This window comes from Verrucomicrobiota bacterium, assembly GCA_016200005.1.
Classification (GTDB): Bacteria; Verrucomicrobiota; Verrucomicrobiia; order Limisphaerales; family PALSA-1396; genus PALSA-1396.
Genome location: JACQFP010000032.1, coordinates 18,922 through 29,859 on the forward strand (window position 1 = coordinate 18,922; position 10,938 = coordinate 29,859).

Below are 10,938 nucleotides of genomic sequence, written 5' to 3' on the forward strand. Positions count from 1 at the left end.
GCAAACAACTGCAACCCCATTTCCATGAACGCTGAATACCGCCGCAAACTTGCCCAGGTCCGCTCGCTCCTGAAATCCGCCAAGGCCGACGCCGCCCTGATCGGCCGGCAATCTAATTTCTCCTGGCTGACCTGTGGCGGAGAGGCGCATGTCCCGTTGAACTCCGACCGCGCGTTCGGTCAACTCGTGGTCACGCGTGATGCGGTTTACCTTTTCGCCAATGTCATCGAACTCCCGCGCCTGCTGGACGAAGAACTTCGCGGCCTGGGCGTCAAACCGTTGCGGTACGAATGGCACGACGCCAATCCTGTCAAAACGCTCAGGCAAATCGCCGATCCCAAGCGAATCATTTCTGACACTGGCGAATGGGGAACTCGTGCCCGGCCTGAGCTGTTCGCACCGCTGCGTTATTCGTTGCAGCCGGCGGAGGTGAAACGGCTGCGGGCGCTAGGTCAGGCGGCCGAAGCCGTCATGAACGAGACTTGTCACCGCATCAAGCCGGGTCAGGACGAACTCCAGCTTGCCGGTCAACTCGCTTCCGGCTGCTGGCAACGTCACCTCACTCCGGTGGTCTTGTTGATCGCCGTCGATGAGCGGATTGAACGGTATCGTCATCCCATCCCGACGCAAAAGAAGCTGAAACGCTGCGCGATGCTCGTGCTCTGCGCGCGACAACACGGCTTGATCGTGTCGCTAACGCGGCTGGTTCATTTCGGCGAATTGTCTGAAGATATGCGGTGGCGGCATTCAATGGTTTGCGCGGTGGACGGAGCTTTCATCCTGAACACGCGCGTCGGCACGCCAGTCCGGAATGTTTTTTGGTGCGGAATCGCGGCCTACTCGGAATATGGCTATCCAGACGAATGGCGGTTGCATCATCAAGGCGGCCCGTGCGGTTACGAGCCGCGCGATTATCTGGGTTCGCCAACTGCGCCCGGTGTCGTGTTGGAGAATCAGGCGTTCGCTTGGAACCCCACGATTGCCGGCACGAAAAGCGAAGACACAATTCTGGCCACAACCCAAGGTGCGCAAATCATCACCGAATCCAAAGACTGGCCAATGCTGCAGGTCGAGTCGCAGGGCGAAACAATCCTTCGTCCGGATATCTTAGTGCGCTGAAATAATTCATTTACCGGCGCGGCGTTGAAATGTATGGGGAGCGCAGCCGCCCCGGCTGCGGTTCGGCGCGCCCTCGCGCCGAACACTTCGCGCTGCGTCCGCACTAAATAATTCGCTCGCGCACACAGGAATGCCGACGACGAGGGCGTCGTCGGCTGCGCCCGGGGGCGGGCGCGCTCCCAATTCAATCGCGTCGTTCCGTGAAGAAAGTCTGGATGAGGTCGTGAAAAACTGAGAGAAGTTGCTGCCGAAGTGAGCTTGCTTTCATTCAGAAAAATCACCAAACGTTTCCCCGGCGTGCTCGCGCTGGATGGCGTTAGCTTTGAAGTCGAACGCGGCAGTTGCCACGCGCTGATCGGCGAGAACGGCGCGGGCAAAAGCACGCTCGGCAAAATCCTGGCCGGCGTTTACACGGCGGATGAAGGAGAAATGCGACTCGACGGCCAACCGATCCACCCGACCAATCCGCTTTTGGCACGGCAACTCGGCATCGCGATGGTGCATCAGGAACTGGCGTTTTGTCCGAACCTCACCGTCGCGGAAAATCTTTGTCTCGGCGAATTGCCCGCGCACGCTGGCTGGCTGGACCGGCAGCGCATGAGGAAACAGGCGCGCGCGATGCTCGATGAGATCGAAGCGGACATCGACGTGGACCGGCCCATCGGCGAACTTTCGACCGGACAGGAACAGATCGTCCAGGTCGCCGCCGCGCTCGGCACGCACGCACAGGTCATCGTCATGGACGAGCCGACCAGTTCACTCTCGGCGCATGAAAGCGAGCATTTGTTCAAGTTGCTCGCGCATTTGAAGGAGCGCGGCATCACCGTCATTTACGTTTCGCATCGCTTGGAGGAAATTTTTCAGCTTTGCGACACCGTGACGGTGCTGCGCGATGGCCGGCACGTCGCCACGGAAGAAGTCGCCGATACAAATCGCGACCGCGTCATTCACCAGATGATTGGGCGGGAAGTCGTGTCCCACACGCCAAAACATTTGTCGCGAGCACTCGGCGATGAAGTGTTGCGCGTGGAGGCCCTGGCCTCGCCGGGTAAATTCAGCAATGTCAGTTTCACTTTGCGCGCCGGTGAAGTGCTTGGTTTTGCCGGGTTGGTGGGCGCGGGACGGAGTGAAGTCGCCCAGGCCATCTTCGGTTTGGATGAAGCGGCAACGGGGAAAGTTTTCGTTCATGCCCGGGAACTTTCCCTTGGCGACGTGAATGCCGCATTGTCCGCCGGCATCGGTTTGTTGCCGGAAGACCGCAAACGGCTGGGACTGGTGCTCACGATGAATTGCCGCGAGAACACCTCGCTGGCGGCGCTCGATCATTTGACCCGAAGCGGCTTCGTCCGCCGGGGCGAAGAACAATCCCTCGTGCAACGCCACACGGAACGGTTGCAGGTGAGAACGCCCTCGTTCGAAGCGCCGATTGACGGGTTGAGCGGCGGCAACCAACAGAAAATCGCGCTGGCCAAATGGCTGGCGCGCGAGTGCGATATCCTCATCGTGGACGAACCGACGCGCGGCGTGGATGTGGGCGCGAAGGCCGAGATTCACCGGCTGCTCGACGAACTGGCGTGCCAGGGATTGGCGGTGTTGCTCATTTCATCCGAACTGCCGGAAGTGATGAACCTGAGCCGCCGGATTCTGGTGATGCGCGAAGGTGAATTGGCGGACGAACTGAAACGCGAATATTTCACTCAGGCGAATCTGATGCGGCTGATGGCGGGCGTCGAAGCCGGCGCGTTTGGTTAGGGAACGCGGCTCAAACCAAAAGAATCCGGCGTGCGAAGCGAAATCATTCAACTTGTTTGACTTTTGTCCGCAGAAATAGGATAAAAAGAACGTGAAGGTCGCGAAGAAAATCGTTGAGAAGAAAAGCCCCGGCACGCTGATCGTGGAGAAGTATCGTCCGCGCATGAACAAACTCACGCCTGCAGAGCGCCAGCAATTGCGGAATCGGGCCATGCAACTCGCGTTCGGCCATGAATCCGAAAGCACCCCAACTCCTCGCCGGTGACACCAACGTCGCGATGGACCTGGCCCGGGAAGACGAGTGGGTCCTGGACGCCGTGTCCACAATCCGACGACGGTTGCCGGGTTGCTCGCTGCTCGTGCCGCCGACTGTGTCCGAAGAGTTGGGCTGGCTGGCAGACCACGCTGAGGAAATGACGGAACGCGAGGCCGCCCGCACGTTTCTCCGCAGACACCGGGCCTGGGGTTTTGAACTAATTCGGACCACCCCGCTGGGCAACCCCTACGTCGAAACCATTGCCGAAGGCTTGCTTCATGCGGCATTGCTTCCGTCCTCCGAAGCCAACGATGCGCTGATTCTCGCCAAGTCCGCCGCGCTCGGATGCTTCATCCTGCTGACCGGCGATGATCACCTGCGCGCCGTTGATTTTCAACGGTTGAGCTTCGAGTTGGCCGCGTTTGACCTGACTCCGCCCGTCATCGCCACGCCGCGGGAAATCGTCCGCAAGTTTTTCCGGTGATGGCAAGTGCCCCGTAGGAGACGAGGTAACGAGGCTCAATTCAACTTCTGACCTCCGACCTCCGACTTCTGATCTCTGACCTCTGCCTTCTGCTTTCTGCCTTCGGCCTTTGAAACCAGCGGGAGCACCGGCGGCGGCTTGATGGCGGAGCGCCGCTGGCCATTCTTGCGTTACGGCGGCAGGAAAACGGAGCGCACTCCCGCCCGCGTTGCGAAATCGTGCTGCTGCTTGTCGGCGGTGACGAATTCGTCGAAGCCGAATTCCATCATCGCCACGTGCAGCAAGTCGGCGGTTTTGACCGGGATCGTCTGGCCGTGTTTCCGTGAAAGCTCCAGGGCAGAGTCGAACACCTCATCGTAGTTCACATCGAGTCGGGCCACTATTCCATTCGTCAGGTCCTGTTCCAGCAACGCCAGCCCGGCTTGAAACTGCGCCGCCGTTAACAGGGACTGCCCGGTCGGCCCCAAGAGCCAGGTCTTCCGCCGCGCCACGTGGAGCATTTCCACCTCGTTAAGGCGCGACAGCAAAATGGGCGGCTGATAATTCTGGACGATGGCTTGGGCGGCAGGCGTGTTGGCTTCCTGCCAATAAAGTTTGAACAGCAATCCGCTGTCGAAGTACGCCCTCAAAAGCGGTCTTCCTTGTCTTGCGCCAGCAGTTCCGTGGCGGTGGGGCCGGTGACGGGCGCGGGGTAATGCGGCGCCAACCGGGCGGCGAAATCCGGCCACTTCAATTTACCGTTGGCCGGTTCAGCCTTGAGCGACGCGGCGGGAGGCGTCAGCACTACCCACGGCTTTCCGCCCCGCGTGACCAGAATTCTTTCGCCGTTATGAGCGAGTTCGGAATACTCGTCAAACTGCTTTACCGCCTGCTGTTCGCTGATGGTTTTCATCCTCGCCAACAATGCCGCACCGCGAGCGGAGCGTCAAGCCGCGTGAAGCGCCAGAAAACCAGGCGGCGACTGGCAATCGTCTGGGCGGCGAGGCGGGACGCCCATGAAACCCCGCAGGAGACGAGGGAACGAGGCTCAATTCAATTTCCGACCTCTGACCTCCGACCTCTGACCTCTGACCTCTGCCTTCCGCTTTCTGCCTACGGCATTTGAAACCAGCGGAGCACCAGCGGCAGCTTGAAGGCGGTTCGCCGTCGGGCCGGCGTCGCGTGATATGGCATCCCGTGCTCCGGGGCGTTCAGCACAACATCGGAATGAGATTTTGATAAACTGAACATGATCGCTCAAACAAATCGGCGCTTCAGGCGCAAATCGGCGCGAAGCTTATCTGATTCCACAATGATTCCTGCGGCTCTCAGAACATCGCTCAAAACTGATACCTTAAAGTTTGCATCCTCTTTACCACGCCAACAGCCGCGGCCATACTCGGCGTCCCTAACGTATCCGGCCTTCTCCAGAAGTGCTTCTATTCTCGAATGAATCTTCTCAGTCACAATCGTTGGCGAAAATTTAATTAGAAGAGTTTCGTGCATTGTCCGCCCAATCGTGAGGATTTCAGCTTCGCCTTTGGTGTAGATGACCAGCGTTGCGTTGTGCGGCTCGCCAGCACAAACAGCAGCTAGGCATTTTCGGAGGTCCTCTTCGGATTGCAGGGTGCGACTTGACTCTTCCTTGTCGTGGTCGAAAAAGCAGACAATTTCGTTCTTTGCTTTAATCCCCCAAATGTTTCTGAGAATCGCACACGCCAAATCCGCAAGCGAGCGACAATCAAGTTCTGATCGGTCGCGATTTTCAGAAGCTGAACGACCGGATGACCGCTTTCCGAAAATAGAGTGTGGTGAAAATCCAAATTGTTCCATGCACTTGTACGCCGTTTCCCACTCCTTCTCAGAATTCACTCCCACGTCCAACGAGATTGGATGACCGCTAGGATAGATACTATGATCTATTTCGCCACTGCGACTCGGGTCGTCTCTCTTTGGGGCAGAGTCATGAATTTGGAGGGGACCTGAACGTGAGCAACCCATGTCCTCCGCCGGAACGATTCTCACACTTGTTCCCTCGCTTCGCTCGAAAAACGTGGTCATGACGCGGGTTATAAACTGCTCCAAGCTTTCGCCGGTGACAGCACGGACCGCCCCTTCGATTACTTGTGCTACTTCAAACGCCCGAGTGATTGCTTCGTGCAAATCCTCCTGTTGCCTGGAAATGGGGACTTGCTTTTGCGCGCCCAGTTGGGCGGCCTGGCGAAACTGGATGTTTGAGCCGCTCATGTGAACTTTATCTCGTCGATATCGCAGCCCTGCTGCTCATCTGGTACGGTTCGCCTCTGCGCTGCCATCTCCCGCGTGATTTTGTGGGGCTGGAAATCTTCCGGCGAGAGGGCTGTCCGCGACGGCATCCAGTCGTCCGTGACGTTTGATTTGCCACTGATTCGGCTCTTTCTCATTTGAATATCCAGAGAATATCAGCGTCTTGAAATGCAAACAACTCTTCCCACTTGATCGAAACACATCCTGGCGACTGAGGGTCGGGATTCATGAGGTTCACGATGTCGCCATCCCAAGTATCGATAGCCATGCAATGATTCATTGGCTTACGAGTGATCGCGAAGCCAGCAAGATAATCACCGATATTCGCGGAAACGACGCGAAGCAGTTCGCCTTTCTCATTCAGGTGGTCGAATCGCCGAAAACACAGTCCTGCGCGGGCGAGTAACGACAGCATGTCACCGCGCGAGAGCAAACCAGGCCGATGTACCCACTCCGGATAGTAAACCCCGTGGCGGTACAGCAAATCGTCTTGCGTTTGCGGCGCTTCCAACCTTGTGAGATGCCATGCGATACAAGCGAGCGCACAGCTCCACTCATTCTTGGCTGCAATTGGTGGCGGATTTGCCATCTGCTCCTCTCGAACGATCAAACTCAGACACGCCGGGCCTGCGCCGCAAGACTTCAACAGACGCCAATCGGCATTGCCTGGAGCGCCTTGTTTTTGGCTCAGCTCTTGGTGCTTGCATGCTCCCTCAGCATGTAGCCTAAACGGATCATCTCTTCGAGAATGCGATTTAGGAGCGCAAGGTCGATCGCGTGGATTTCGTCATAAATACGAAGAAGCTCCTCCGTCTCTTCATTTACATCGCCAAAATGAAACGCGGCATTCCGGATTCCTTCAAACTTCTGCACCTGGCCCAGGAGGTGTCGCACTTCTTTCTTCTTATCTTTCGTCGCGTCCGACAGTAGGCCGTCGGCCTCGAGACGCCGATACCAAGCATCAAGCTGGGGCTTCAGCTCGAACAATGATGAGATCACGAGCTTTTTCACGGCAATCTCGCGCATCAACTGATGAGTATCGCGATCCTTCTCTTCCTCCACCTTTAGGAATTCCGAATTGAAGGCCCGCACAGTCGCATTCAACGCAATGACCGAATTCTGCCAGCCGATGACCATCTTACGGAACGTGCGTGCTGGCTCAGACGCATCCTTGATCCAATCGAGAGGGGTATTTTTCATTTACTTTGGCTCGACCGATGTCTTAGACCGTCTCTGTTCATTGCTAATCAGATATCGACAGTCACACTCCCTTAAGCCGGTGCGAGCATGGTGGTAAAGCTCTGCAGACACAGCTTGCCAAATCTCGTCAAGCTTTTGGTTGGTCGAGTGAATTCTTGAGACATCAGTCGCTTTGAGCGCTTCTTTTACGGCATTGCTTGCGTCTTCAATTTTGTTCTTGTCCGCCTTGGGAATCTTGTCCGCGTTCTCGCGCAACATCTTCTCGGAGCGATAAACGGCGCTGTCCGCTGCATTGCGCAGAGCGATTTCCTCGCGCTGCCTCCGATCCTCATCAGCATGAGCGTTAGCATCATGCCGCATTTCCTCGGCCCCCTCATTGCTCAAGCCGCTACTGGCATCGATGGTGATCTTCTGCTCTTTACCTGTGCCTAGGTCTTTCGCGCTGACGTGCAACATACCGTTGGCATCAATGTCAAAGGTGACTTCGATCTGCGGCATGCCGCGTGGCGCCGGCAGAATGTCTGTGAGATGGAACCTGCCGATACTCTTGTTGTCCCGCGCTAGTGCCCGATCGCCTTGGAGGACATGAATCTCGACCCCAGGCTGGTTGTCGCTGGCCGTGGAAAAGATTTCCGATAAACGACAGGGCAAAGCAGTTCCCCCTTTGATTAAAAGCGTGCTGATTCCCCCCACGGTTTCGATGCCAAGAGACGCTGCAAGAACACTCCCCCCATTAGCAAGCCGCTCAGTCGCGAGCTGTCTGCTCTTATGGGAAATTACTTGCTCATACACCGGGTTGTGAGCACGAGAATATGGCCCCATCGTCTGCAATTTGTTTTCCAACTCTTTTTGGAGTGACTTCAAATCGGGCTGGGACGGCTCGTGGCCCTGTTGCTGCGGCGACATGCTGAGCCGATGGTCTTGATCGACAAACCACATTGCACTTTGACCATCGCTGAAAGTCACGTTGCCGCTGAGCAGCCAACCGGGATGCGCCACAGTGTCGTAAGACACAGTAAATCGCCGCCCCTTGCCGACACGGACAGCTCTCTCAACTGCTTGTGCGGCCTCAAAAGCGCGAGTGACTGCTTCTTGCAAATTGCACTCTCGTTCAGAAAGCGGGATGCGTTTTTGCGTGGAACGTTGGTCGGCACCTCGAGGCTGGATGTTTGCACCACTCATGTGAATTTTATCTCGTCGATGTCGTGATCCGGTTCCTCTGCACTTTTGCTGCGACTCTTCTCAGCAAGGAGGTTTGAAGCAAACTCAGCGAGCGGCAAGTCTTCGCGCAACAGCGTAACCAGCGCGGATTTGTCGAGTTTGGCCTTCACCAAAGCCAAACGGTCTGCCTGTCTCGAAACCGTCTTTTCAAAAACATTTCTCACGGTTCGAGCGTTCCCAAATGTTCGGTCTCTGTTACTGTGCAGTTCGGCAAAGATTTGTTTGGCGAGTTCTTTTGTCCCGGCGCCGAGTTCATAGTGTTTGGACGAGACAAGTCGCTCAAAAATTGAAATCGACTCTTCGGCGCCGTAATCGGGAAACTGAACAAAACGATTGAACCGCGATTGGAATCCGGGATTTGTGTTGATGAAGTTTTTCATCTCGCCCGTATAGCCGGCGACCACAACGGAAATGCGGCTTCGATTGTCCTCCATGAACTTCAGAAGGGCATCAATGGCTTCTCTGCCATAGTCCGTTCCGTGTGACCCTGAAAGTGTGTAGGCTTCGTCAATGAAAAGGATTCCATCCAGCGCGGCATTGCACGCTGCCAATGTTTTGGGAGCGGTCTGGCCGACATACTCGCCAACCAGCCCAGCGCGATCCATTTCGACCACATGACCTTTTTGAAGCAGTCCCAAACCGCGCAGGATTCGTCCAAGAAGACGAGCAACAGTCGTTTTGCCTGTGCCCGGGTTTCCCGTGAACACCATGTGCAGACTGACGGCCACTTGCGGGAGGCTCTCCTTCTCTCGTGCCTTGGCGACGCGAACAAGGTTCACGAACCGCTGTAACTCCTCCTTGACCGGCAACAAGCCGTGAAGAGCTTTGAGTTCCTCGATTGCCGCCAGCATATCCACTTTGGGGTCAACAAAAGTTGCACTTTTGTCCTCAACCTTGTTCTCGCTGCGACGAATATCGATGATGTGTGGCACGTCCCGACTGGCCGCCTCGTCTGCCCCCTCGCTTGAAGCATTCAATTCTGTAGGAGACTCGGGCAACATGGAGCGCAAGCGATTTAAGGCGGATTGCTCTTCCTTCGTAATCTCTGAGTCAGTCCTTGCGCTCAAAGCCGCGATCGAGAACAGGGTGAGGCGCGCTTTCGCATAGACGATCTCGAACTTAGGAAATGCTGTAGCCAGCCTTCTGATTCCGAGCGAGGAAACGGGTTGCTGGAGAAATTCCGTCACTGCAGCTCGCAACGACTCGATGTTTGCGTCCCCTGTCTCCGCTTCATGCGTCACGACCAGCAATGCTTTGACCAACTCCTGTTCGCCACGAGACAGCGCAGTCTTGGGTGCGATTAGAATCATGCTGACGACCAACACACAGTCTGCCCGGAAAATGCGCTTGCAGTAGTGAGCCGGGTTGTCCTCTGCGCATGAAGTCATCAACTCAGCGGATATTCGGGACTCCAACGCCGAATCCAGTGATTTTGCCCACTCCTCAATCACGGCATCAACTTCTCGAACAGTCGAGTTGAGGCTGCGGAAAGGGACGGTTTCGCTGGTGGCCATGACGATTGTTTATTCCATAAGATTCGAAATCAGACAAGCACGTTCAACGGGCTCGTTCTGTTTCCGATGGTGGATTCCGTGACGATCATAGAATGATGATTCGCTATATGCCCATCATCTTCCTAAAAACCTGTTGAAGCAAAGTGCGCTTCCCCTTTCCGCCACGAACGACACCTTTGATGATCCATTTCGGTAGTTTCTTTTTTTGAGAGTTCTTCAGCTCCGGGTTTTCGCAGTAGGCGCTCTGAATGAGAAGTGTTTCTATTTCATCACAAATCGTTTTTGGCACTTTGTTCTTTGCAGCGTCAGGAACAACAAAGAACATCACCGGTGTGCCTTTGCGGCCGTCAAACAGCACCTCGTTGTAGAGCTTGAGTTGGTGAGGACCGAGGCATTCTTGCCGCATCGAATTCGTGGCTTTGCCCACATACCACGGGCAATATCCTTTCGATGCTCGGAGTGCAAAAATGTAGCAGCCTTGCTTCGGAGCCACCAATTGAGCATCGTCTTGATGCCAGAAAGCCTTCACATGCGCTTGGTCGATGTGCTTCACACTTCCTTTCTTCTGTTTCCGAAAACCGATTTTGATTGGTTTGTAAACGACTAGATCAGTGGCCATGTTTTTAGTGTTGTGGGGTTGACCCGGTTTGATAGGCACCTTGGGAAGGCGATGCGCACGGGTTTTTTAGTTTAGTTGGCGTTCAAAGTCCACAGGGGATTTGTAGCCGAGCGCGCTGTGGCGCCGCACCCGGTTGTAATACATTTCGGCGTAGCGGAAGAAATCCCTCGTGGCTTGCGCCCGCGTGCCGTAGCCGCCGAGGGCTTCGGCCAGGGCGACACACTCGCGTTTGTAGGTGGCCATGAAGCTTTCCATGAAAGCGTTGTCATAGGGATTGCCCGCACGGCTCATGCTGGGCTCGAGGCCAGCGGCGGCCAGCAGCGCGCGATGTTCGCCACTGGCATATTGCACGCCCCGATCGCTGTGATGGAGCAGTCCGCGGGCGGGTTGCCGGTGGCGCAGCGCCATCTGCAACGCGGCCAGTACCAGCGGGGCGTGCAGACTCGCTTCCGTGGCCCAGCCTACCACGCGCCGACTCCACAAGTCCAGGATCACGGCCACATACAAC

The 10,938-nt window shown here is 56.2% G+C and carries 13 protein-coding genes; 4 read left to right on the forward strand and 9 right to left on the reverse strand.

Annotated elements, in window-relative coordinates; genetic code table 11:
• The first annotated feature begins 24 nt into the window (after nt 1–24).
• From HY298_11955 to HY298_11970, 4 genes are all read left to right on the forward strand, one after another.
• The gene (locus HY298_11955; protein ID MBI3850973.1) at nt 25–1,119 is read left to right on the forward strand and encodes a M24 family metallopeptidase; all 1,095 of its coding nucleotides are present in this window, start codon (nt 25–27) and stop codon (nt 1,117–1,119) included.
• Between the two features lie 252 nt (nt 1,120–1,371).
• A complete protein-coding gene (locus HY298_11960; GenBank protein ID MBI3850974.1) occupies nt 1,372–2,871 on the forward strand; it encodes a sugar ABC transporter ATP-binding protein in 1,500 nt (499 codons plus the stop codon).
• Nucleotides 2,872–2,962: 91 nt separating this feature from the next.
• The gene (locus HY298_11965) at nt 2,963–3,136 is read left to right on the forward strand and encodes a hypothetical protein (GenBank protein ID MBI3850975.1); all 174 of its coding nucleotides are present in this window, start codon (nt 2,963–2,965) and stop codon (nt 3,134–3,136) included.
• Nucleotides 3,102–3,611: a type II toxin-antitoxin system VapC family toxin gene (locus HY298_11970; protein MBI3850976.1), complete on the forward strand. Its 510-nt coding sequence runs from the start codon at nt 3,102–3,104 to the stop codon at nt 3,609–3,611. Before HY298_11965 ends, HY298_11970 begins: the two co-directional genes overlap by 35 nt.
• A gap of 170 nt (nt 3,612–3,781) precedes the next feature.
• On the opposite strand, the gene HY298_11975 is transcribed toward HY298_11970, so the two are convergent.
• From HY298_11975 to HY298_12015, 9 genes are all read right to left on the reverse strand, one after another.
• Complete coding sequence (locus HY298_11975; GenBank protein ID MBI3850977.1) at nt 3,782–4,240, reverse strand: type II toxin-antitoxin system VapC family toxin; 459 nt, start codon at nt 4,238–4,240, stop codon at nt 3,782–3,784.
• Nucleotides 4,237–4,503 carry a type II toxin-antitoxin system Phd/YefM family antitoxin gene (locus HY298_11980; GenBank protein MBI3850978.1) on the reverse strand — a complete coding sequence of 89 codons (267 nt, stop codon included), beginning with the start codon at nt 4,501–4,503 and terminating at the stop codon, nt 4,237–4,239. The genes HY298_11975 and HY298_11980 overlap by 4 nt, the downstream gene beginning before the upstream one ends.
• A 344-nt stretch (nt 4,504–4,847) precedes the next feature.
• Nucleotides 4,848–5,837, reverse strand: a complete 990-nt coding sequence (locus HY298_11985) for a hypothetical protein (GenBank protein MBI3850979.1) — start codon at nt 5,835–5,837, stop codon at nt 4,848–4,850.
• A 172-nt stretch (nt 5,838–6,009) separates the two neighbouring features.
• On the reverse strand, nt 6,010–6,465 hold the full coding sequence (locus HY298_11990; protein MBI3850980.1) for a hypothetical protein: 456 nt from the start codon (nt 6,463–6,465) through the stop codon (nt 6,010–6,012).
• Between the two features lie 98 nt (nt 6,466–6,563).
• A complete protein-coding gene (locus HY298_11995) occupies nt 6,564–7,076 on the reverse strand; it encodes a hypothetical protein (protein MBI3850981.1) in 513 nt (170 codons plus the stop codon).
• Complete coding sequence (locus HY298_12000; GenBank protein ID MBI3850982.1) at nt 7,077–8,258, reverse strand: Hsp70 family protein; 1,182 nt, start codon at nt 8,256–8,258, stop codon at nt 7,077–7,079. It lies immediately after the preceding gene.
• Nucleotides 8,255–9,547, reverse strand: a complete 1,293-nt coding sequence (locus HY298_12005) for an AAA family ATPase (GenBank protein MBI3850983.1) — start codon at nt 9,545–9,547, stop codon at nt 8,255–8,257. The genes HY298_12000 and HY298_12005 overlap by 4 nt, the downstream gene beginning before the upstream one ends.
• Before the next feature lie 367 nt (nt 9,548–9,914).
• Nucleotides 9,915–10,364, reverse strand: a complete 450-nt coding sequence (locus HY298_12010; protein MBI3850984.1) for a hypothetical protein — start codon at nt 10,362–10,364, stop codon at nt 9,915–9,917.
• Nucleotides 10,365–10,496: 132 nt separating this feature from the next.
• Nucleotides 10,497–10,938, reverse strand: a 442-nt coding sequence (locus HY298_12015) for an IS3 family transposase (protein ID MBI3850985.1), incomplete at its 5' end; no start/stop codon positions are given.

What these genes read in the sequence shown, in the direction of transcription:
- HY298_11955 (MBI3850973.1), top strand. Translation starts at nt 25, where the DNA reads ATGAACGCTGAATACCGCCGCAAACTTGCCCAGGTCCGCTCGCTCCTG.
- HY298_11970 (MBI3850976.1), top strand. Translation starts at nt 3,102, where the DNA reads ATGAATCCGAAAGCACCCCAACTCCTCGCCGGTGACACCAACGTCGCG.
- HY298_11980 (MBI3850978.1), bottom strand. Translation starts at nt 4,503, where the DNA reads ATGAAAACCATCAGCGAACAGCAGGCGGTAAAGCAGTTTGACGAGTAT.
- HY298_11985 (MBI3850979.1), bottom strand. Translation starts at nt 5,837, where the DNA reads ATGAGCGGCTCAAACATCCAGTTTCGCCAGGCCGCCCAACTGGGCGCG.
- HY298_11990 (MBI3850980.1), bottom strand. Translation starts at nt 6,465, where the DNA reads ATGGCAAATCCGCCACCAATTGCAGCCAAGAATGAGTGGAGCTGTGCG.
- HY298_11995 (MBI3850981.1), bottom strand. Translation starts at nt 7,076, where the DNA reads ATGAAAAATACCCCTCTCGATTGGATCAAGGATGCGTCTGAGCCAGCA.
- HY298_12000 (MBI3850982.1), bottom strand. Translation starts at nt 8,258, where the DNA reads ATGAGTGGTGCAAACATCCAGCCTCGAGGTGCCGACCAACGTTCCACG.